Below are 22,342 nucleotides of genomic sequence, written 5' to 3'. Positions count from 1 at the left end.
TCAGGAGACGCAGCATCGGCCGATTCAGATCCGTTTTCGCGTCCGTGTTCCTCACCTTGGGTTGGCTGATGTCTGGGGAGGCCATCGCCGAATCGGCCGGCAGCCAGCCGACCTTTGAGCTGGAGCTGGTTCCCGGGAAAGAGGTGAGTCACTGGTCCGGGTTGCCCGTCTGGGGTGAAAAAGAGGCCCGCGAGCGCGGTTTCGAGCTGCCACCGCCACTGGGCGTCTCGGGCAACGTCTACTCGGCCAAACACAACTTCGACATACCGGAGACGAAACTTGGGGGGCCACGAGGTCCGTTGCTGGATGTCGGCAGCCTCGTTCGCGTCACCAATGTCAAGATAGCAGAAACAGCATGGACCTCTCGCTTTGACGCATGGGTCCTCCCGTTCCTGAACCTGTACGCGATCGCCGGCTACGTGGACGGAACGGCCGACATTGGAGTACGGCCTGCCATGCTCCCGATCGGCCCCAAGCTCGATATCCACCTGGAGTACGAAGGGCCGACGGTGGGTCTCGGGGGCACCCTGGCCGCCGGCTTCAACCCGATCAAGGATCGGCCCACGATCGTGTTCGGCCTGGCGGACCTGAACTTCACCCAGACCTTCCTCGACTTCAAACGCCTGGTCGCATCCTTGGATGCGGTCGATGTCGTGGTGTTCAGCATGCGGCTCGGGGTGAGGGAGCGCATCCTGCAGAATTCGTCACTCGGCGACGTGTACGTTTCCCTGTGGGGCGGCGCCATGTACCAGGGCGTCCAGGAGATCATGACGGGGCGCCTCGAGATCCTCGACTTGGACTACCGTGCGAAAGTGGAAGCCGTCAACCCGTGGAACACAATCGTTGGTGGCCGCTTGGAGATAGGCGAGAATATCTATTTGACAGTCGAGGTCGGCATTGGGGACCGCGAGTCGCTGATGCTGGAGGCCTCGTTTCGATTCTGAGATGCGGCAGGCCGTAGAGTCTACCTCGGGAGAAGCATCGGGGCTCCTGCTGCGCTCTGGGAGCTACGCAGGACGAGTGATCGTTGCTCCCCCACCCGGCGCCGCGCGAGATAGGGGAAGGTAGACAGGAGAGCAGGGGACAGTTGAGCAGGAGAAAGAGAGCTGACAGTCGAGGAGGGTCCGCGAGCGCGGACCGCTATAAGGAGACTGCTGCTTCCTCCCGCCTTCGGCGGGCTTCGGCGTGGCGAGCACGGTCGCGGTTCTGAAAGGAGAACAGCCGCCGGCTTACGAGCTGCTGGGCGGGGCTGTTCTTGGGTTCGGGGGTGGGGCGGCATACAATACTTGCGTGAGGACTGGCTCATCGAGCGATGTCGAGCAGGAGCGGTCGCGCCGGCGGTTGGCCGTCCAGGGGCGTGTGCAGGGAGTCGGCTTCCGGCCCTTCGTCTGTCGACTGGCGAATGCCCTTCGGCTGGGGGGCTTCGTCGGCAACGACACCCATGGGGCGTTTATCGAGGTTGAAGGCCCCGCCTCGGCGATCGACGAGTTCGAACGGCGATTGAGAGAGGAGCTGCCGCCGCTGGCCCGTATCGCACAATTGACCGGCAGTCCGATTGCGTCGGTCGGCGAGACGACATTTCGTATCATCCATAGTTCGAGCGCCGGCCGGCAGGACGCCGAGATCACGCCCGACACGGCCACCTGCGCAGATTGCCTGCGAGAACTGTTCGATCCAGCCGATCGGCGATACCGCTATCCCTTCATTAATTGCACGAACTGCGGCCCCCGGTACTCAATCATCCGGGCGGTGCCGTACGACCGGCCCAACACCACCATGCGGCGGTTCGCCATGTGCCCGCTGTGCCAGGCCGAATACGACGACCCGGCGAATCGGCGGTTTCACGCTCAGCCGAATGCGTGCCCGGTGTGCGGGCCGCGTGTGTGGCTGAGCGACGGGAACGGGCGCGAGATTCCCGGTGACGCCGTCCGGCTGGGCGCCGCGATGCTTCGTGACGGGGCGATTGTTGCGATCAAGGGCATCGGCGGATTTCACCTCGCCTGTCGGGCTGATCAGGATGAACCGGTCGCCCGTCTCCGCGTGAGAAAAATGCGCGAAGCCAAGCCACTGGCGCTGATGGTCGCGACTATTGAGGCAGCAAGCGAGATTGCTGAGGTCGATGAGGCTGCGGTCGCCGAAATGAGCAGCCCGGTACGCCCGATTGTGCTTCTGCCCAGGAAGCCGCAGGCCTCGATCAGCCGTAACGTCGCGCCGGGCAATGACTGTTTCGGTATCATGCTGCCGTATACCCCGCTACACCACTTGCTGATGGCTGAAGGAACAGGACCGCTTGTGATGACCTCGGCCAACCCCACCGATGAGCCTCTGTGCGCCCGAAACGAGGAGGCGATGGAGAGACTCGCGACCATCGCCGACGCCTTTCTGATGCACGATCGCGACATCGAACGCCGCGTCGACGATTCGGTCGTCAAGTTGATGACCGGACCGCATCGCAAGCTGGTGATGGTACCCATCCGCAGGGCTCGCGGCCTGGCCCCGGCGCCCATTCACGTGCCCGCGGAATCGCCTCTTCCCGTGCTCGCTGTGGGGGCCGAATTGAAGTCCGCCGTTTGTGTCCTCGACGGCCGGCAGGCCGTCCTGAGCGAGCACCTTGGCGAATTGGAGAATCCCGCCGCTTTCCGCAATTTCACCGCCACGATCGAGCAATTCAAGAAGCTCCTCCGCGTCGAGCCACGAATCGTCGCCTGTGACATGCACCCGGACTATGCCGCGACCCGATACGCCGCAACCCTGGGACTTGCCGTGACTCGGGTCCAGCATCATCACGCCCATATCGTCAGTTGCATGGCCGAGGCAGGCATCACCGGGCGCGTGCTCGGCGTTTCCTGCGACGGCACCGGCTACGGCACCGACGGTGCCATCTGGGGCTGTGAGGTCTTGGCCTGCGACGAGGCAGAGTTCCAACGCGTCGGCCACTTGCGATACTTCAAGCTGGTGGGCGGCGATCAGGCGGCCAAGGATGCCTGGCGGCCGGCGGCGGGCCTGCTGCACGAAACATTCGGCCAGGACTGGATCCGGGTCGCCGGCCCGTTCCTGGGCAGAATCGAGGAACAAGCCCTGAAGCTCGTCGCTCGGCGCTTCGCCTCTGCCGGCCGGATTCCCTGGACGTCCAGCCTCGGCCGACTCTTCGATGCCGTGGCCTTCCTGCTGGACATCTGTGATCGGAATCAATACGAAGCAGAGGCGGCCATGGCTCTGGAGGCCGTGGCAAGAGCGGCGGCGCCGACAGGCCCACTTGCTTACAACGTCCAGAAGCCGGAGAATGATGGCCGGCCGGCCGTCTGCGACTTCCGGCCGATGGTCAAGGAGCTGATGGCTCGCGCAGCCGATGGCCCGGATGCCGGCACTTTGGCTCGGGCATTTCACGAAGCCTGTGCCGGCATGCTGGCCGATGTTGTTGAGTATGCCGCGGCCCGGACAGGTATACGTCGTGCCGTTCTGAGCGGCGGCTGTTTCGCGAACCGACTGCTGCTGGAATCGCTGACCGACCGGTTGATCCAGCGAGGCCTGACGGTCTTCTCACACCGGGAGGTTCCGACGGGTGACGGTGGTATCGCCCTTGGGCAGGCGGTGGTCGCCGCTGAACGCGTCAGAAGAGGTCTCGTATGTGTCTAGCCGTGCCTGGCAGAGTGCTGGACATCCGCACGCCCGAATCAGGCGCGCCAATGTCGACCGTCGGCACCGTCGATTTTCAGGGCACGCGCCTGGAGGTCGGTCTCGCCTTCACGCCGGAGGCCAAGGTCGGCGACTGGGTGCTGGTACATGCCGGTTATGCCCTCAGTGTGCTGGATGAGGCCGAAGCTATGCAAACCTGGACGTATCTGAAGGCCGCAGGCCTGGCCGATCTGCCGCCGGAGTTGTCGGGCGGGCAGTAACGTCGTCAACCTCGACTGTGAGCTGATATGTCGCACCTGAGCATTGAAGAAATGAAGGAACGGATCGCCGACGTTGCTCGAGGATTGCGGCCGATTCAACTCATGGAGATCTGCGGCACCCACACAGTGGCTCTCTTCAGGACCGGCGTCAAATCGCTCCTTCCCCCGACAATCCGCATGGTCAGCGGCCCGGGTTGCCCGGTTTGCGTGACCTCCCAGGGATACATCGATGCCGCGTGCGAAGCGGCCATCCGCCCTGAGGTCACAATTTGCACCTACGGCGACATGGTGCGCGTCCCGGGCAGGACCGGCAGCCTCGAAAAACAGCGGGCTCGCGGTGCTCAGGTGGTGGTCGTGTATTCCGCTCGTGATGCAGTCAAGTATGCCGCTGATCATCCCGATCGTCAGGTGCTCTTCCTGGCCGTCGGTTTCGAGACGACCGCCCCGATCACGGCCGCCGCAGTGCTCGACGCCCAGAACCGCGACCTTCGCAACTTCTTCATCCTGTCCGGTCACAAGCTGGTCATCCCGGCCATGGTCGCACTGCTCTCGGCGGGTGACGTGCCGATCGACGGCTTTCTCTGCCCCGGCCATGTAACGGTTGTGATCGGTTCGGCGGCTTATCGGCCGGTGGTCGAGCAGTTCGGCAAACCCTGCGTGGTCGCCGGCTTCGAGGCTGGACAGATGCTCCTGGGCTTGTTGCGTCTGCTCGAGCAGATAGCCTTCGGGGAGTCGAGAGTCGAGAATGTCTACGGCGTTGCCGCGACCGAACAGGGTAACCTGGCCGCCCGCGAATGTATCGATAGGATCTTTGAGCCCGCCGATACCGTCTGGCGGGCCATGGGCACGATTCCCAAAAGCGGCCTTGAGCTTCGCCCCGCATTCAGGCGGTTTGATGCTGTTGCCGGGTTAGGCCTGACCATCGGTGAGGATTATGAGCCGCCCGGTTGCCGATGCGGCCAGGTGATTCAGGGCAGGCTCCTGCCCACCGATTGCAGTCTATTTGGCAAGGCCTGCATGCCGACTACGCCCGTGGGGCCGTGCATGGTCAGTTCTGAAGGCACGTGTGCGGCTTGGTACAAATATGGTGGAGCGCGCTTTGCGGAACGGTGATGAAGGCCATATGTACGCCGGGCCGTGGGCATGGCGCCCGGCACCTTTTGGACAAGCATGACCCATGACTCGGAATGAGCCATCAGGAGAGGAGCAAATCGTCCTGGCCCACGGCGGGGGCGGCGAGCTGACGCGGCGACTGATCCAGGAGCGTTTCCTGTCCCGCCTGTCCAATCCTTTGCTGGAACCGCTGACCGATAGCGCCATACTCTCGGTTTCCGGCCGGGTCGCCTTTACCACCGATGCCTTTGTGGTTCAGCCGCTGGAGTTCCCCGGCGGAGACATCGGTCGCCTGGCAGTCTGCGGGACGGTCAATGATCTGGCCGTGGCCGGAGCGATACCCAGAGCCTTGAGCCTCGCCATGGTTATGGAGGAGGGCCTTGAACTGGCCCTGCTGGATCGTGTGATACGATCGATTGCCCAGGCCGCGTCCGAAGCCGGCGTTGTAATCGCCACCGGCGATACAAAAGTGATCGAGCGACACGGCGGCGACGGATTGATCATTACCACCGCGGGAGTCGGCGATGTGCGAGAAGATGCCCGTCTTGGCCCTGACCGGTTGGTGCCGGGTGATGCCGTGGTCGTGACGGGCCCCATCGCCGAGCACGGCTTGGCGATCATGTCGGTTCGTGAGGGGCTCGGCTTCGACACGCAACTGACCAGCGATGTGGCGCCCCTCGCCGGCCTCGTCGATGCCATGTTTAGTAGCGGGGCGGATATCAAGTTCCTGCGCGATCCGACGCGAGGCGGCATGGCAGGGGTGCTGGCCGATCTGGCTGAGGAATCCGGCCTCACCGTCGAGGTGATCGAAGAGTCCATCCCCATTACGCCCGTCGCACGCCACACCGCCGAATTGCTCGGCCTGGACCCGCTGACGGTCGCCAACGAAGGCAAGGTCGTGGCTCTCGTCGCGGGAGAAGACGCGGGCCGGTTGCTGCAAGCGTGCCGCAATCATCCGCTGGGCCGTCAGGCGGCGGTCATAGGCCGGATCGTTCGGCGCGATCCGCCGTTGGTCGAACTCGTCACCCCCGCAGGGGGACGAAGAATCATTCAACGGCCCTACGGAGAGGATCTGCCGCGGATCTGCTGACCGCCTCGGGCATTCGAGAACGCGTTGCGATGCACGAAATGGCCATTGCTTCCGAAATCGTTGATTGCCTGCTCGACATCGCAGGGCGCTACAAGGCCGCGCGCATCGGCGAAGTCGAGGTCGAGATTGGCCGCATGCGCCAGGTCGTCCCTGAGGCTCTCGAAATGGCCTTCAGCGCCGCCGTCGTGGGGACCGTGGCCGAAGGGGCGACCTTAAAGCTCCGGGAAATCGACGTTTCGGCAGTGTGCAATGATTGCGGCGCCGCGTACAGCCCGGACATCGATGTCAGCTTCATGTGTCCTTCCTGCGGCCATGCCAACCCCCGCATTACGGCCGGTGATGACATCGTCCTTCGCAACATCACTTGCGACGTGGACGAGGAGTATCGATATGAAGCAGATCCACGTGATTGAGAGCGTCCTTAAGGCCGCCGAAACGGCGGCCGGCGAGAATCGCCGTCTTCTTGATCAGGCCGGCTTGTTGGCGATCAATCTCATGAGCGCCCCCGGCAGCGGCAAGACCACCTTGCTCGAAAACACCATTCCGGCCTTGGGCCCCGACTGCCCGTGTGCCGTGCTGGTAGGCGATCTTCAGACCACGCGCGATGCCGAGCGGCTCGGCCCTCTCGCCGTTGAAACCGTCCAGATCAATACCGGCAAAGGCTGCCACCTCACGCCCGGCCAAGTGGCCGAGGGGTTGCGCCGCCTCGACCTGTCCCGGTTCGCGTTCCTGTTTATCGAAAACGTCGGCAACATGGTTTGCCCGGCCGCGTTCGATTTGGGCGAACACCTGCGCGTCGTGCTCCTCAGCATCCCCGAGGGCGACGACAAGGTCGCCAAGTACCCCACGCTCTTTCAGAAGGCCGACGTCGTGCTCCTGACCAAGGTGGATTTGCTCGACATCCTCGATTTTGACGTCTCAAGAGTTCGCCAGGATCTGTCGCGGCTGAATACCCGAGCCCCGTTCTTTGAAATATCAAGCAAGCGCGGCGACGGCATGGACCGCTGGTTGGCATGGCTCAACGACCGGCGACAGGCACGATCGAAAGCAAGTCGATAGGCCGTGCAAGTGCCCGCGTCCCCGCATGGGCAGGTGCAGGACGCAGGGTCTGCGCCTGTGGACCCGTTCGGACCTCTGCACTGCCATGGCGTCGCTCCGTCTCGACCGCACGTTCCGGAGCATGCCTCATGTTCTCCCGCCCGACAACACCGGCGCAGCCTCTGCGAGCCGGCCGGAACCGTCCGTGGCCCATGGCCTGCACCGCTGCTCTTTGAGAAGTGAAGATCGACTCCTCCGGCCGAAAGCCAAGACCGGTTCGTGACGGTCTGGGCGGCGCTTTCAGAACCCCGCGCGGAAGCGAGCGGGCGGACCGCAAAGGGCCAAGATCGCCAGGGACGCTGTCCCTGCGGTCGCGGCTCTGAAAAAGCCGCAGGGTCTCCCGGTCTCCCCGCCACAACCCCCGCCCGCCTTTGGGACAACGAAGATACCTTCCGCGCCAAACGAACCCAATGGATGACCTAACCTATTGTATAATAAAGAGATACAAGCGTCTTCCAGTCTGAGAGTCAATTCGGCAGCTTCTCACCCAAGGCTGCGCAGATGGCCTCGAGATCGTCGGCCACCTTTCGCGGCGTGTTGGCAAACCTGCCCTTGGGTGGAACGGGTGGCGGGGGGGGAATCGCCTTCATGTCGATGCCGGTATGGTACTTGACCGTGGCATCCGGGTCCTTCAACTCGTGCCCGGTAAGAATGCAAACCACCTGCTCGTCCGGCGAGATGATCTGCTCGCGCAACAGCATGTGCAGACCGGCCACACTGGCGGCGCTGGCCGGCTCGCAGCCGAACCCGTACCGGCCGACCAGGGCCTTATGCTCCAGAATCTCATCGTCGGTTACCTCCCGCACCAGGCCGTTCATTACTTCCAGGGCTCGCAGGGCCTTGGGCAGATTCACCGGCCGCGCGATCTCGATCGCCGAGGCGACGGTGTGCGGCAGGTAGCCGGTCGAATCAAACTCGGCGTAAAGATTCTTCACCTTCTCCTGGTCATAGCGGCCGCCGTTCCACCGCACGCCTTCCTTCTCATGCAGCCGGTACAGCGTATTGGCTCCCGTCGCGTTGATGATCGCCAAACGCGGAATTCGCTTGATCAAACCCAGACGGTGCAGCTCCAGAAAAGCCTTGCCGAAGGCACTGCAATTCCCGAGGTTGCCGCCGGGAACGATGATCCAGTCCGGCACCTCCCAGCTCCGGGCCTCCAACACGCGATACATGATCGCCTTCTGCCCCTCGAGCCGGAACGGATTCATCGAGTTCATCAGGTAGATCCCGAGCTTGTCCGAGATCTGTTTGACGCGCCGCATGCAGGCGTCAAAGTCGCCCTCGATCTGAAGCGTCAGAGCCCCGTAATCCAGGGCTTGCGAGAGCTTGCCGTACGCGATCTTTCCCGAGCCGATGAAGACGATGCCCTGCATCGGCGGATCGGTCTTGTTGGCGAACATCGCCAGCGAGGCGGAAGTGTTGCCGGTGCTCGCGCAGGCCACCCGCGTCCTTCCCAGGGCCCGGGCCAGCGAGAAAGCCGCGGTCATGCCGTTGTCCTTGAAGCTGCCGGACGGATTGAGCCCCTCGTATTGCAGAAACAGACGCCCGGGCTTCATGCCCACCTCGGCCGCCAGCCGGTTGTTCTCCTCCAGCAGCGTCCGGCCCTCGCCGATGGTGACGATCTGCTCGGGCTTGACGAAGGGAATAAGCTCTCTGAACCTCCAAACACCTGAAAAATCCAGCCTACCCTCCGCGTTCAACCCCTTGGTGGCCCAGCGGTGCTCGAAGAACTCCAGCGACGTGGGCACCGCCAGCCGGTCCCAATCATAGGCGATGTCGAACAGCGAACCGCACCTGGGACAACTGAAAACCACTTGATCGACCGAGAGGGTCTCACGACAGTCGGGATTGATGCAGATCTGGTAAGCTTTCTCAGCCATCGCATGTCCTGTTCCCGGCGGCGCGCCGCCGGTTGCGCTCAGGGTGCCGCGCCAACTGACTCCTGAACACTCTTCCGGGAAGTCGGGGCGCGGCCCAGCCGGGTCGTATGATGGGACAATATAAGCCGGACGAATGCCAAGTCAAAACGGCCTCACGCCCTCCGCTGAGCCTCTTCATCCCGCTCTCGTTGTCGCCGCGTGGCCTGGGCAAGAATCTTCTTCTCTTTACGCGTCAGGCTGGCCAGCCCCTGGTCATGAACCTTCGCCAGAATCCGATCCACCTCGGCCTGCTCCTCAGCGAGCATTCGCTGTTTCTTCTCCCAGGCGCCCTCTCCTCCCTTGCTTCGCCGGTCGCCCGAGCCGGGAAGGATCGTGACGCCTCGACCGAATCCCAAACGGATACGAGGCATGACTCCCCATGCGTAGAAGACCACGATCGCCGCCATGGCCCCGGCGGCGTGACACAACTCTCCCCCCCGGTTGAACGAAGAACTGGGGCTCAGCACGGTCAACACCGCGATTGCCAGGACAATCAGCCCGAAAACGCGAATGGGCATCGGAAAGACGAGCAGGATGATCTGGATGTGAGGGAAAAAGATGATTGCAGCCATGAGCAGCCCGTAAACGGCGCCGCTGGCGCCCACCAGCGGAATGCCAACGTGCGTTTCATCCGCCCAACCCAGACCAAGGTAAGCCAGCCCGCCCAGCAGGCCGCAGGACAGGTAGAACTGGAGAAAGCGGTGCTGGCCGAAGCTCCGCTCGAATTCACTGCCAAACACGTACAAGCCGATCATGTTGAAAACGAGGTGCCACGTGTCGGCGTGCATGAACATGTAGGTGAGCGGTTGCCAGAGGCGCAACGATAAGACGCCATCCAGGCTCAAACCAAAGGTCAAAACGGAGTAGCTCTGACTCCAGTTCTGAGACAGACTGTGAAAGAGGAAGACGACGACGTTGATCACGATGAGCCACATGACGATCGTGCTCGGCCGCCGCAACTGGATGCGCAGTTCAGGCTGGGAGTCGTCAGCCGCGTAAGGTCTGTCGCGCCAGCTCATGGCTTGTCCCCCGACCGATACCGATGGTGGTAGACATGAAGCGATGCGATGGTCTTGCCATCAACGATGCGACCGTCGGTTGTCGCGGCCAGAGCATCATTCAGGGGCATGATCTCAATGCGGATCTGCTCGGTGGCTTCCAATCGCTGTCTCGTAGGCGTCAGTCCGGTGCCCACAAACACGTACATTCGTTCATCGGTGAAGCCCGGTGTGGTGTAGAACTCGCACAGCCGCTCCAGCTGGGCGGCTTTGTATCCCGTTTCCTCCTCCAGTTCGCGGGCCGCACATTCCATCGGCGGCTCAGGCGGCTCCAGCGTTCCGGCCGGCAGTTCAAGCAGCTCGGCCCCGGCCGCGAACCGATAGTTCCTGATCATCACCACCGTCTCGGAATCGAGCAGCGGTACGATCGTGACCGCCCCCGGGTGGACGACCAGTTCACGCCGAACCATTCCCTGCCCCGGAATGTGGTATTCCAGGCGCTCCACTCTGAACCTGCGGGTCTGAAGCAGCACTTCGCGCATGGAGGCTTTATCGGCAACCTGTAAACGACAATTCGACGCCTTCGATCAGACGTCCCTCAGGAACACCCGGAACCTCAACGGCTCAATCGGATTATAACTACTGCCGCCCGGCGTGCGAGGAACGGCGCGAGTCGAGCGCCAAGCCGCTCGCAGGCCGCTCGTGTGGTCCGGGGCTGTCTTGTCAGTCTCCCGACGGATTCTTATAGTGAAGCGACAGTGCCAAGGGAGTCCTTACCACTAGAACCGTCGGCCGGAGCCGAGGCCAAGCGCGTCTGCATCATGGGATCGACCGGATCCATCGGCAGAAGCACGATGGACGTCGTGCGCTCTCTCGGTCCACCGTATCGCGTGACGGGATTGTGCGCCGCTCGCCGATGGCGGGAGCTGGCCGCTCAGGCCGCCGAGGCCCGGCCCTCGGCCGTAGCCCTCGCTCAGACAGATCATGCCAAGGAACTCAAACCGCTGCTGAACGGGTCCACAGAGCTTCTTGTTGGCCCGGAAGGCCTTGTGGAACTGGCCGCGCGACCCGACAGCGATTTCGTCGTGGCAGCCATCGTCGGCGCCGCCGGCCTCCCTTCGACAATCGCGGCCGTCCGAGCCGGCAAGCGAGTCGGACTGGCCAACAAAGAAGCCCTTGTGGTTGCCGGATCGATCCTGATTCCCTTGGCCCGCAAGTCCGGTGCCTGCCTGTTGCCAATCGACAGTGAACACTCAGCCATTTTCCAATCCATGACGGCCGGCCGTCCGTCCGAGGTGAAGCGAATTCTCCTTACCGCCAGCGGTGGTCCCTTCAGAACCTGGTCCGGCCCCGAAATCGCCCAGGCTACCGTCGAAGATGCCCTCAGGCACCCGACCTGGAAAATGGGACCGAAAATCACTGTCGACTCAGCCACAATGATGAACAAGGCCCTTGAAATCATTGAGGCTCGCTGGCTTTTTGGGCTTCCGGTCGAGTCGATTGAAGTGCTGGTCCACCCCGAGTCGATCATCCATTCAATGGTCGAGTTCTGTGACGGGTCGGTGATCGCCCAACTGGGAACGCCCGACATGCGGACGCCGATCCAATACTCGCTGACCTACCCCAATCGCGTGCCGGGGTGTGCGACGCGGTTGGACTTTGCTACGATCCGCAGGCTGAACTTCGAGCCGCCGGATCTGGAGCGGTTTCCGGCTCTGAGACTGGGGTACGAGGTCGCTCGAGCCGGGGGGACCGCCGGGGCGGTCTTCAATGCGGCCAACGAGGCCGCCGTCGAAGCCTTCTTGAACCGACGAATCCCATTCGGACGCATCGTACAATTGATTGAGGAGGTCCTGGGACGGCATGCGGTAAGCCCCAGCCCGGATCTGGACGAACTCTTGGAGGCCGACGCGTGGGCTCGGCGCGAGGTGAATGAATGCTTGAAGGACTGATCGGACTATCCGCTGTGGGGCAAGCCGTCCCATTGCTCGGGAGCGTAATGGGCACATTATTCGGCTACGTGCTGATCATCCTTGGTTTCTCGTTCCTGATCTTCGTACACGAACTGGGACACTTCCTGGCCGCCAAGGGCTGCGGGGTCCGGGTGGATCGTTTCGCCGTCGGTTTCGGCAGGGCCTTGTGCTCTTATCGGAAAGGTCTCGGTTTCCGCTGGGGATCCTCCGAGGAGCAATACCTGGAGCGATTGAGGGAACACGTGGAGCGCAAGCGGCAAGCCGAGCTTCAGTTCAAGGAGAAGACTTCAGTCACCGACGAAGAGCTGGCACGCGCTGCCCAGGAATTGAAGCTCGGTGAAACCGAGTATCGCTTCAATTGGATGCCCCTCGGCGGCTACGTGAAGATGCAGGGGCAGGAAGACTTCGAAATCGATAAATCCGGCGAGATCGAGGTTAAGAACGATCCTCGCTCGTTCCTGAACAAGTCGGTCGGACGCCGGATGATCATCGTTTCCTCCGGCGTGGTCATGAATGCCATATTCGCCGGAATTCTATTCATGATCACTTACATGATCGGCAAGCCGGCAATTCCGCCGATTGTCGGCGGAGTCATGCCGGGTTGGCCCGCGGATCGCGCCGGCCTCCTGCCCGGTGATCGGATCATCGAAGTTAACGGCGAGCGCATCACCGATTTCGACGGCCTTCGGATGGCCACCATTCTGGCCGACCCCAACAAGCCGATGTCCATCGTCTTCGAGAGACAGGAGCACAAGGATGGTCCGCCCGTCAGGAATACCGTCGAGATTCAGCCCAACATGGATGACGTCTTGGGCGTGCTTGTGCTCGGAATCCGTTCCGGCGGAAACAACATTATTGCCGGCGTCTGGCCGGATCCCAAGCTTGCTCCCGAGGAGCAGCCGCAAATCGGTGACGAGGTCCTGGAGGCCGACGGACGCAAAATCACGAACTCTCAGGATCTTCTGGCCGTCCTCCAGCGGCGACAGGGGGATTATGCCCGACTTGTTGTTCGTCGGAGGCTGGAGGACGGTACCAACGTCACCCGCGAGGTGAAGGCAAGAGCCCTGCGTCGCCTGCTGCCTCGCGGCGAAGGCAAAGAGAGCGATCAGGAATTGTTGGGTTTCATGCCGCGAACCTGCGTCGCGTCAGTTGAGCCGAACAAGCGAGCCGACCTCGCGGGGCTCAAGGCCGGTGACGTGATCCTGAAATGGGGCGAGCAACCGGACCCGACGGCTTCCGAAGTTCGTGACGCGATCGCTGCCAACCCCGAGCGAGACATACGGGTGAGGGTGCTCCGGCACGAAGGCTCGCAACCACCCCAGCACGTGTGGCTCGTGGTGCGGCCCGCTGCCGGCGCCTTGGGACGGGGCAGACCTCACGTAGGCATGAACATGGAAGCCGACGCCGAGGGGCCGCCGTTCGTCGCGGGTATTGCACTCGAGGTCCGCGAGGGCGTTCCTACGGCGGCTGCGCCATTGAAGGAGAAGATGCCGCGAGGTTCGCTGATCACGAGCATAAACGGTGAGCCGGTCGCAACCTGGGGCGAGGTGGTTGATCGATTCTTCAAGTTCGCCGGGGGCGAGGTTCAGGTGGCATGGCGCACGCCCGAAGGGCTGGAGCAGCGCGGCAGCATTCGCGTGCCGGCGACGCTTGGAACAATCTTCCCCTTGCCCGGCGATCACGTCATTGTCAGGATCGACGACCGTCGCACCGCGGAGGTTAAGATCCGGGATCAGTATACTCCTGTCCCGGTCGGTACCTGGTTGGGCGCGAGTCATGCTCTCGAAATGTGTATCGGCCGGAAGATCGAGATCGAGCACCGCGGCATGCAGGGTAACGCCGGCCATACTGAGCTGGTCGAGGTGACCAGGGAAATGCTCGACACGTGGCCGATGAGAATCGCGTATGATCGCGTGACTTTGGAAACGTATGCGCTTCGCGAGCACTTCCGCGAACCCAACCCGATCAAGGCCATGATGATCGGTGCCCGCCAGACGTACTACTTCATTGAAACGGTCTACCTGGTCATTCAGCGAATGGTTGTCGATCGTACCGTCGGGTTTGACACGGTGGCCGGACCGATCGGCATCGTGAAGGCCGGAAGCGACATCGCCCAGGAAAACTTCAGCAGCCTGCTCTATTTCCTCGCGCTGATCTCGGCCAACCTGGCGGTGATCAACTTCCTTCCGTTGCCCATCTTCGACGGCGGTGTCATGGTCTTTCTGATCATCGAGAAGATCAAAGGAAGCCCGATCCCGCTCAGGGTTCAGGTGGTTACCCAGCTCGTCGGACTGGCCCTGATCGTCACCATCTTCGTCTACGTGATGCTGAACGATATTCAGCGGATTTTCGGCTGAGTCTGAAGGCAGGATCCTGATCAGCCGCCCGGCTGCGGGGTCTCCCCGGATTTCCACCATGTTTCCCATTGCTCGCGAAGCATCCCGGCCGGTCGCGTATTCGCCGGGCCGCTGGCCGCCCTCGGCGAGGTTCCTCCGGCAATCATCGTGAGGGAACGCAGAGCCGCTTCGGCCACCGTGTGAGCGCGGGCCACAGTCACCGACTCGGCATTGATCCCTCTGGCGGCGAACTGGGCGCGAGCATCGGCCAGGGCCTTGGCGGCCGATCGCTCGGAATAGAGCATGGATCCCAGCGAGCGCGTGTCATCCAGCAGGGCGATCAACCCGGGCACGGCCGTTCGAGACCCGATGATGCCCAGCGAATCCGCAACCTGCCCGAGTAGATCCGGCTCGCTCGCCTCAGAGAGAACATCGACGAGGATCATCTCCGCCTGCTCTCCTGGGATCCGCTGCAGCGCCACGATGGCATGGCGGGCCGCCTTTCCGCCGCGGGCGACGATCTTCTCCAGCTCGGGGATGAGCGCCATCGCCGTCCCACGTCGAGGATCGGTCAACGAAATGGCGGCTGCGTCAGCCACCTCGTCATCCGGATCGTTCAGCAGATCGAGCAGGACGTGCTCCACCTCCTGCCCCCGACAGTTGTCGAGCACGGCAACGCCCAGCCTGCGAACGCGTGGATCGGTGTTTCGGACAAGACGTTTGGCCGGACCGAACGCACTCTCCTCAGTGCTTGCCAGGCACAGCAGGTAATAGTGTATGTCCTGCGGACTCGACGACTGGGCGAGCTTCCGGGCCCACCAGTAGGCGCGGATCTCTGCGCGGTACCACATGGCCAGGCACCACAAGGCGACCAGCAGGGCGATGATTGCGATGGTCGGTCGTCGTCCCCGACCGGGGAGAGGGGCATTGCGTTGAGACGGCAAGGAGGTGCCGGACTGTTCCACGTCAACCATTGGGACTGACTTTCCTGCTCAGGCGGCCTATGCCGTTCGGGATGCGTCGTTTCAACGTCCTCATGTGACTGTACCTGTCGGACGCCAGACGGTCAACGCGTGCGGCTCTTCATCGCCTCCGCGTCCACTGCTCATCGCGGTACTTGAATACCAGTCGCTCAGCCGTCTCCAACTCGCCGTTGCTGAGCTTCGCGGGTTTGCCGGCCGGGGCACGGGTGATCTCCTCGACCAGCCGCGGCAGCCAGGTGTTGATGACGACCGGCGCATACTCCGCCACGCTCGCGCAGCACTGTTGCTGAAACCGGTTGTCCAGAATGAGCGAACCATGTTGAAGGATCGCTGTGCGCAAACGCCTTTGCGCGCTTCCCATGATCTTACGCCCGTCCGTGAGCAGATCGAAACGGTTGTGGCGATCGAAGCAGAAGAACGGCCCTCGATGTGACGCGCCGCCCGATGCGGAAGGTCCTTTGATCACCGAGACTCCCAGATTCGTCAGGAAGCGGGCGAAGGCGTCGTGAACGACGTCGTACAGGCCGGCGGCACCGCACGCGGGCAGCAACGGATGATTTGACGGCAACACGAGAGAATAGGTCAATTCCAGATCATGAAGGATGGCGCCGCCGCCCGTGAGCCGTCGAACCACCGGTAGGCCTCCGGCCGGCGGCGGCAATGCGGCATAGTCCGAGTAGGACTGGAAATAGCCAAGCGAGACGGTGGGCGGCGACCATCGATAGAAACGCAACGTAGGCGGGGCGCCTCCTTCCGATACGGACAGGAGAATCGCTTCATCACGCGCCATGTTGACCGGGCCGTCGGCCGGCCCGTCACTGATCCATCGCCAGTCACCCACAAGAGCCATAAAGATCCACATACTGTTTATCTGTGGCTCGCCTTTTCAACATGGCCAAGCGAGCCGCTGCCACTGTAGTGGCCAACCGTCCGATAAACAAGGCCTTCCCAGTCTGCAAGGAAGACGTCCGGCGTGATTTCGTCGCATGCGGACGCGCGCGACCGGGCCGGGGCGCGGTGACGCTCCAAAGGGTGGAAATCCTCAAGGCAGCTTTGTAGACTGAGTTCTGTTCAGGTTGGCGAGTCCCATATGCAGGGTTGGTGCGGTCAGCCAGTACAGGCCGTGAAATGGTGCCAAGGTCCGGACACCAATACGCGGCAAGTGGTGAGCGAGGCGAGGGGTCGCAGACAGTACTGTCCTGGGGGCAAGGATCGCCCGCTGCCGCCGCTACGGGGGCAAGTCCCGATTCGGATTTCTCCGCGATTTTGTGCCGCGACATTGCGTTAACGGACGCGCCGCAACCGTTTTTTGGGGTTGCGGCTGATAATAGCGGCCGGTAGCGCATAGAGAGCTGTGGAAGTGCGTATCGGACGCAAGAACTCCGTCGCCACAGTGGACTCGCTATGGATCGGCGGGAATAATCAGCAACTTCGGTGCGGGTGAGGAGACATCCCCGTCAGAAAGTTGCGATCGCTGGTGAAGGACACCGGACGATCGGGGATGAGAGGCGGAGGTTGAGGCGATGACCGCTTTGTTTGTCGCAGTATTGGTAATGGCACCAGGCGTTGGAGAGTGGGAGCCCGTGGTGATGGACGTTTCGGCGTATTGTCCCTGTCCGCTGTGCTGCGGAGCCCATGCCAGCGGGATTACCGCCAGTGGCAAGCCGGCGGTTGGCAAGCTGATCGCAGCTCCATCGTCTTACGCCTTTGGTACGGAGATGCGGGTTCCCGGTTATGGGACAGCCAAGGTGCTCGACCGCGGCGGAGCGATCAAATCGGCGGGGGAATGGGTACGCAACGTAAAGATCGGTGATGAGAAAGTGGCGGACGTCAAACTGCAACACGATCGGATTGATCTGCTGTTTCCGACGCATGCCGAGGCCCTCAAGTGGGGTCGGCAAACCCTGACGGTGTGGGTCAGGCGTTAACCCAGACGGCAGGAGAAGGAGCGTTGCCCCGATCCGACGGCAATACATAGAATCGGTTTTTCAGTTCCTTTGTTTCCCCATGGTATGGCGCCTCGGCGGGCATGATGCCAAGTCCGAGGCGTTTTGCTGCGCCTGACGACTTGCCCCGAAGTAAAGCCGCGCCCCGCCGGACTGTGGCTCTCATTTACTCGAGTCCTGCTCAGACCGCCGGCGGAGATCGGGCTTGCGGGCCGCGGTGACTTCATCGAGGCGATGCACGGGCATCGTAAGCGGTGCCTGGCGAAGAACCTCGGGCTCTTCGCGGGCTTCTCTCGCGATCTGGATCAGAACGTCCGCGAAGTGATCAAGCGTTGCAAGTGACTCGCTCTCGGTCGGCTCGACCATCAGGCAGTGATGCACGGGCCAGCTCATCGTTGGCGGGTGAAACGAGTGGTCGATGAGACGCTTGGCAATGTCGATCTCGGTGACGCCTTGCTCTCGAAACTCCGGGACCATGATGAATTCATGGGCATAGGGCGGATCGAAGGGGAAGCGGTAATGGTCGCGGAGGCGGGCGGCAAGGTAGTTGGCGGAGAGGACCGCTTTCTCGCTGACCTCGCGCAACCCCTCGGGGCCGAGCATGCGGATGTATGCGTAGGCACGGATGAGGATCCCGATCTGCCCGTAAAACCAGCGGACGCGGCCGATGGATTGGGGGCCCGGGGCTGCCCAATCGTAGCGGCCGTCTTCACCGCGGACGACTTGCGGTCCGGGAAGGAAGCCGCGCAGCCGTTCGGCGACCGCGACGGGACCGGAACCCGGTCCGCCACAACCGTGCGGGGTCCCGAAGCTCTTGTGAAGATTGAAGTGCATCACGTCAACGCCGAAATCGCCCGGACGTGCGATCCCCAGGATCGCGTTCATGTTCGCACCATCAAGATAGAGCAGAGCGCCCTTGGTGTGCAGAATGTCGGCTATTTCGGCAATCTGGGGATCGAAAAGCCCGGCGGTGTTCGGGTTGGTGATCATGAGAGCGGCCGTCCGGTCGTCCACCTTGCGGCGAAGATCGTCCAGATCGACCCGGCCGTCGCGGCGGGAAGCCACCGTCACTATTTGCCGTCCGCAGACTGCGCAGGATGCCGGATTGGTGCCGTGCGCCGTATCGGGAGCCAACACCTTCGGTCTTGCTTCCCCGCGGCTGCGATGCCAGGCACTGATGATTTTCAGACCGGTCATCTCGCCGTGGGCCCCCGCGCAAGGTTGCAGGGTCACCTCCGCCAGACCGGCAATCTCCGCCAGAAATATGCGCAAGTGATAGAGCAGCTCCAGGATGCCCTGTACGTCCTCCGCAGGCTGGAGCGGGTGCAGTTCGGTGAAGCCGGGTAAGGAGGATACCCGCTCACCGACTTTGGGGTTGTACTTCATTGTGCATGAGCCAAGCGGGTAAAAGTTGCCGTCAACACTGAACTGGCGATGAGCCAGTCGCGTGTAGTGACGCACAAGATCGAGTTCGCCGATCTCCGGAAGGGGGGGCGGCTCATCGGCCAACAACTCCGGGGGAATGACGGATGCGGCGTCGATGGCAGGTGTATCGCCGGCCGGCAGCGAGACGGCGGAATTGCCAGGAGCGCTGAGCTCGAAGACGAGTCTTTCCGGCGGCGGCAGTGCAGCTCGTCCAAGGGCATCTTTGTTCCTCGTAGCTCCGATCGGCTCCGCGCTCATGATTTCGTCTCTTCCTGCTCCTGCCGTGTCACAGCGGCTTGCCCCACCACGCCTTGTAGCTTTCAGCGGTGTGGAGCTGTTTGCTCTGCATATCGAGAATCAACAACGAAGGAAAATCCTTCTGCAAATGCACCAGAATCCTGATCAGATCGGCGGCGTTGCAGTTGTTTTCGACGTAAATGGCCGCGTGTCGGGGAAAGATCCGCGCATAACTCATTCCTCGACCTAAATAGTCCACGGCGTCCTTGGGGCCGGGCCGGCATCCTTCCAGCTTGAGCAGTGCGGCGCGCACGACCTGCACGTCGGCGAAAGGCGCAGCTTTCTTGACGAGTCGGGCCGCAGACTCGGGTTCAACCGGAAACTTCGTGCCGGCCGGCATCGTCAGTTGAACGAATTCGACGTCGTAACCCATGGAGCGCGGTCCTCGTATTCAACGCTTGCCCAGAGCGCCGACAAGATGATCGATTTCCTTCTTGCTGCGTTTCTCGGTACAGGCGACCATGAAACAGTCCGCCAGCTCAGGATACCATCGTCCCAACGGTACACCGGCCAGGATGCCCGCCCTGCGGCACTGCTCGAGCACCCTGGGCACCTCGCGGTCGCTCTGAACGACGAATTCCTTGAAAAACGGCGAGGCGAAACGAAGCTTGAAACCGTCGACTGCCGCGATGGCCTGGGCCGCGTAATGAGCCTTCTCAAGGCAGAGCCGTGCGATGCGGGTCAGGCCGTGCGGCCCAACGGCGCTCAGGTAAATGGCTGCGCGAATGGCCAGCAGGCCCTGGTTCGTGCAGATGTTGCTGGTTGCCCGCTCCCGGCGGATATGCTGCTCGCGCGTCTGCAGTGTCAGGCAGTAGGCGCGCCGGCCGCTGAGATCGGTGGTTGCTCCGACCAGGCGACCCGGCAGCTTGCGCATGAATTCGTCCCGGCAGGCCATGAAGCCCAGCGTGGGGCCGCCAAAGGACATGGGTATGCCCAGCGGTTGTCCGTCGCCGACCACAATGTCCGCGCCGAGTTGCCCCGGCCGTTTGAGCAGGCCGCAACTAAGCGGATCCACGGAGGCAATGACGAGTGACCCGGCCGCCCGGGCAATCTCGGCCAGCCGGTCGAGTCTTTCAATGCACCCGAAAAAGTTGGGGGTTTGAATGACCACCGCCGTTGTATCACCGTCAACCACGCTGCGAAACTCATCCTCGCTCGTACGGCCATCTTGCATGCCGCAGGTGGCGATTTCCATCGGTAAGTCGCGAAGATAGGTCTGCAGAGTCTCGCGGACGTGCGGATGGACGGTCATCGGCAAGACCACGCGGCCTCGGCCATTGATTGACCGGGCCATCAGGACTGCCTCGCTCACCGCGCTGGCTCCTTCGTAGAGCGATGAGTTGGACACGTCCATGCCGGTGAGCTCGCAGATGAGCGTCTGGTATTCATACAGTGCCTGGAGAGCACCTTGGGCGGCCTCGGGCTGGTAGGGGGTGTAGGCGGTCACAAACTCGCTTCGACAGGCCAACGCGTCCACAACCGTCGGAACGAAGTGATCGTAGATTCCGGCCCCCAGGAAGCAGACTTGCCGATTGCAGCCTTGATTGCGGTCGGCAAGTCGCTCCAGATCCGCAAGCAGTTCAAGCTCGGTCAGCGGAACGGGCAGATCCAACGGGCGATCGAGGCGCAAACGGTCGGGGATGCCTCCGAAAAGCTCGCCCACGTGGCCGATGCCGATGGTTGCCAGCATGTGCTGCACGTCACGTTCTGTCAGTTGCGTGAATCTCATCGTGTCGGCTTGGCTTCATGAGGCCGCTGCAAGCAACCGGTCATACGCCGCCGCATCCATCAGCGCGTCGAGCTCGGAAAGGTTCGCGGCGCGAATCTTGACCATCCAGCCCTGTCCGTATGGGTCATTGTTCACCAGCTCGGGGGCATCACCAAGTGCCTTGTTGACCTCGATGACCTCCCCGCTGACGGCGGTATATAACTCGCTGGTCGCTTTGACGGACTCGATCTCGCCGCATGCCTGACCTGCCGTCACTCGGGTGCCGATCGACGGAAGATCAACAAAAGTGATGTCGGCCAACTGATCCGTGGCGAACTGCGTGATGCCGATGGTCACGACGTCGCCTTCTGCAAGACACCATTCGTGTGTTTTTGTATATTTGCGATCGCTCGGAGTGGGACTCACCTTAGCCTCCTTGTATTTGCCGGCCTCGTGGCTTTGTACGTCAGGTGCCGGTCTTTTGCTTGTAGAATGGCAGTCTGACGATGGTCGCATCGGCCTGTTTGCCACTCAGGTCCACGGTGAGCGGGCGGCCCTCCTGGGCATGAGCGGCATCGACGTAAGCCATCGCAATGCTGCGTTCAAGGGTGGGGGAGAACGTGCCGCTGGTGACTTCGCCAACGGGACGGTTCTCACTCAGCACCGCGGAATGCGGCCGTGCGATCCGGCGGCCGGTCAGTTCGAGGCCGACCAGCCTGCGCGAGGGGCCGGCCTGTGAAATTCGCCGCAGAGCCTCCGCGCCGATGAAATCCTTGCCGAGGTCAACGCACCATTCCAGTCCCGCGCTGAGTGAGTCGGTGTGTTCGTGCAACTCATGTCCATACAGCGGCATGCCCGCCTCCAGCCGCAGCGTGTCCCTGGCGCCAAGACCCGCGGGTTTGATGGTGTTACTCGCGACCTCATCCCCGACGAGATAGCTGCCGACGAGCTGGGCTACGTTTGCAGGCAGGATGATCTCGAAACCGTCCTCGCCGGTGTAGCCGCTGCGGAAAATCGCGTAGGGGGTGAACATGTAGTTGCCGCTGCAGAAATGGTAACGCCTCAGATCCGCCACGGCGATTGGCAGCAGCCGGCTGACCAGCTCGACGGCCAGCGGCCCCTGGATGGCGACCATCATCGTTTCTTCGGTTCGATCCTTGATATCCAGATCGCTCCCGCTCGCGTGCCGGCGGAGCCACGCGACGATGCGGTCGCGATTCGAGGCATTGCAGACCACCAGCCAGTGGTCCTCGAAACGCGACACGATGACGTCGTCGAGAATTCCACCGTCCTCCCGGCAGATATGACTGTACAACGATTGGCCGACGACGGCCTTACCGACCCTGCGCGTGCAAATACGTTCGAGAAGAGACTCGGCATCCGGGCCGGTCAATTCGATTCGTCCCATGTGCGAGACGTCGAACACGGACGCGGCAGATCGAGTATGCCGATGCTCCTCGATGATGCTCGTGAACAGGAGGGGCATTTCCCATCCCGCGAAGTCGACCATCTTGGCCCCGAGCCGAGTGTGGAGATCGTAAAGAGGTGTTCTTCGCACGA

The 22,342-nt window shown here is 62.3% G+C and carries 20 protein-coding genes; 10 read left to right on the top strand and 10 right to left on the bottom strand.

The window, feature by feature from the left end; genetic code table 11:
- Positions 1-68 precede the first annotated feature (68 nt).
- From PLL20_08960 to hypB, 7 genes are all read left to right on the top strand, one after another.
- A complete protein-coding gene (locus tag PLL20_08960; protein HPD30110.1) occupies positions 69-944 on the top strand; it encodes a hypothetical protein in 876 nt (291 codons plus the stop codon).
- A gap of 241 nt (positions 945-1,185) precedes the next feature.
- Positions 1,186-3,636: a carbamoyltransferase HypF gene (gene hypF / locus PLL20_08955; protein HPD30109.1), complete on the top strand. Its 2,451-nt coding sequence runs from the start codon at positions 1,186-1,188 to the stop codon at positions 3,634-3,636.
- Positions 3,627-3,896 carry a HypC/HybG/HupF family hydrogenase formation chaperone gene (locus PLL20_08950; protein HPD30108.1) on the top strand — a complete coding sequence of 90 codons (270 nt, stop codon included), beginning with the start codon at positions 3,627-3,629 and terminating at the stop codon, positions 3,894-3,896. Before hypF ends, PLL20_08950 begins: the two co-directional genes overlap by 10 nt.
- 27 nt (positions 3,897-3,923) lie before the next feature.
- Positions 3,924-5,009: a hydrogenase formation protein HypD gene (hypD, locus tag PLL20_08945; protein HPD30107.1), complete on the top strand. Its 1,086-nt coding sequence runs from the start codon at positions 3,924-3,926 to the stop codon at positions 5,007-5,009.
- Between the two features lie 64 nt (positions 5,010-5,073).
- Positions 5,074-6,099 carry a hydrogenase expression/formation protein HypE gene (gene hypE / locus PLL20_08940; protein HPD30106.1) on the top strand — a complete coding sequence of 342 codons (1,026 nt, stop codon included), beginning with the start codon at positions 5,074-5,076 and terminating at the stop codon, positions 6,097-6,099.
- A gap of 38 nt (positions 6,100-6,137) precedes the next feature.
- Positions 6,138-6,512, top strand: a complete 375-nt coding sequence (locus PLL20_08935; protein HPD30105.1) for a hydrogenase maturation nickel metallochaperone HypA — start codon at positions 6,138-6,140, stop codon at positions 6,510-6,512.
- The gene (hypB, locus tag PLL20_08930; GenBank protein ID HPD30104.1) at positions 6,490-7,158 is read left to right on the top strand and encodes a hydrogenase nickel incorporation protein HypB; all 669 of its coding nucleotides are present in this window, start codon (positions 6,490-6,492) and stop codon (positions 7,156-7,158) included. The genes PLL20_08935 and hypB overlap by 23 nt, the downstream gene beginning before the upstream one ends.
- 506 nt (positions 7,159-7,664) lie before the next feature.
- On the opposite strand, the gene thrC is transcribed toward hypB, so the two are convergent.
- From thrC to PLL20_08915, 3 genes are all read right to left on the bottom strand, one after another.
- Entirely contained in the window at positions 7,665-9,077 is a 1,413-nt protein-coding gene (gene thrC / locus PLL20_08925; GenBank protein ID HPD30103.1) for a threonine synthase, read from the bottom strand.
- A 152-nt stretch (positions 9,078-9,229) separates the two neighbouring features.
- The gene (locus PLL20_08920; protein ID HPD30102.1) at positions 9,230-10,135 is read right to left on the bottom strand and encodes a rhomboid family intramembrane serine protease; all 906 of its coding nucleotides are present in this window, start codon (positions 10,133-10,135) and stop codon (positions 9,230-9,232) included.
- The gene (locus PLL20_08915) at positions 10,132-10,656 is read right to left on the bottom strand and encodes an NUDIX hydrolase (GenBank protein HPD30101.1); all 525 of its coding nucleotides are present in this window, start codon (positions 10,654-10,656) and stop codon (positions 10,132-10,134) included. The genes PLL20_08920 and PLL20_08915 overlap by 4 nt, the downstream gene beginning before the upstream one ends.
- A gap of 216 nt (positions 10,657-10,872) precedes the next feature.
- Here PLL20_08915 and PLL20_08910 point away from each other — a divergent pair, with 216 nt between their 5' ends.
- Both PLL20_08910 and PLL20_08905 read left to right on the top strand, forming a co-directional pair.
- Positions 10,873-12,066, top strand: a complete 1,194-nt coding sequence (locus PLL20_08910) for a 1-deoxy-D-xylulose-5-phosphate reductoisomerase (GenBank protein HPD30100.1) — start codon at positions 10,873-10,875, stop codon at positions 12,064-12,066.
- Complete coding sequence (locus PLL20_08905; GenBank protein HPD30099.1) at positions 12,051-14,444, top strand: site-2 protease family protein; 2,394 nt, start codon at positions 12,051-12,053, stop codon at positions 14,442-14,444. The genes PLL20_08910 and PLL20_08905 overlap by 16 nt, the downstream gene beginning before the upstream one ends.
- A 20-nt stretch (positions 14,445-14,464) precedes the next feature.
- Here PLL20_08905 and PLL20_08900 read toward each other — a convergent pair whose 3' ends face one another.
- Both PLL20_08900 and PLL20_08895 read right to left on the bottom strand, forming a co-directional pair.
- Positions 14,465-15,397, bottom strand: a complete 933-nt coding sequence (locus PLL20_08900; protein HPD30098.1) for a hypothetical protein — start codon at positions 15,395-15,397, stop codon at positions 14,465-14,467.
- Positions 15,398-15,506: 109 nt separating this feature from the next.
- Positions 15,507-16,256 (bottom strand): lipoate--protein ligase family protein, encoded by a 750-nt coding sequence (locus PLL20_08895; protein HPD30097.1) that lies wholly within the window; start codon positions 16,254-16,256, stop codon positions 15,507-15,509.
- 673 nt (positions 16,257-16,929) lie between these two features.
- Here PLL20_08895 and PLL20_08890 point away from each other — a divergent pair.
- Positions 16,930-17,334, top strand: coding sequence for a 3D domain-containing protein (locus tag PLL20_08890; protein ID HPD30096.1), 405 nt, complete (start codon positions 16,930-16,932; stop codon positions 17,332-17,334).
- A 180-nt stretch (positions 17,335-17,514) separates the two neighbouring features.
- On the opposite strand, the gene gcvPB is transcribed toward PLL20_08890, so the two are convergent.
- Genes gcvPB through gcvT form a run of 5 tightly spaced genes read right to left on the bottom strand, consistent with a single transcriptional unit; the run spans position 17,515 to position 22,340 of the window.
- Positions 17,515-19,035, bottom strand: coding sequence for an aminomethyl-transferring glycine dehydrogenase subunit GcvPB (gcvPB, locus tag PLL20_08885; protein HPD30095.1), 1,521 nt, complete (start codon positions 19,033-19,035; stop codon positions 17,515-17,517).
- A gap of 28 nt (positions 19,036-19,063) precedes the next feature.
- Positions 19,064-19,447, bottom strand: a complete 384-nt coding sequence (locus PLL20_08880) for a hypothetical protein (protein ID HPD30094.1) — start codon at positions 19,445-19,447, stop codon at positions 19,064-19,066.
- An 18-nt stretch (positions 19,448-19,465) separates the two neighbouring features.
- On the bottom strand, positions 19,466-20,803 hold the full coding sequence (gene gcvPA / locus PLL20_08875; GenBank protein HPD30093.1) for an aminomethyl-transferring glycine dehydrogenase subunit GcvPA: 1,338 nt from the start codon (positions 20,801-20,803) through the stop codon (positions 19,466-19,468).
- Positions 20,804-20,818: 15 nt separating this feature from the next.
- Positions 20,819-21,208 (bottom strand): glycine cleavage system protein GcvH, encoded by a 390-nt coding sequence (gcvH, locus tag PLL20_08870; protein ID HPD30092.1) that lies wholly within the window; start codon positions 21,206-21,208, stop codon positions 20,819-20,821.
- A 40-nt stretch (positions 21,209-21,248) separates the two neighbouring features.
- Positions 21,249-22,340 (bottom strand): glycine cleavage system aminomethyltransferase GcvT, encoded by a 1,092-nt coding sequence (gene gcvT / locus PLL20_08865; GenBank protein HPD30091.1) that lies wholly within the window; start codon positions 22,338-22,340, stop codon positions 21,249-21,251.
- Between the last annotated feature and the right edge of the window lie 2 nt (positions 22,341-22,342).

It is taken from the genome of Phycisphaerae bacterium (assembly GCA_035384605.1).
Lineage (GTDB): Bacteria > Planctomycetota > Phycisphaerae > UBA1845 > PWPN01 > JAUCQB01.
This window is presented reverse-complemented; position numbering and strand designations above follow the sequence as displayed.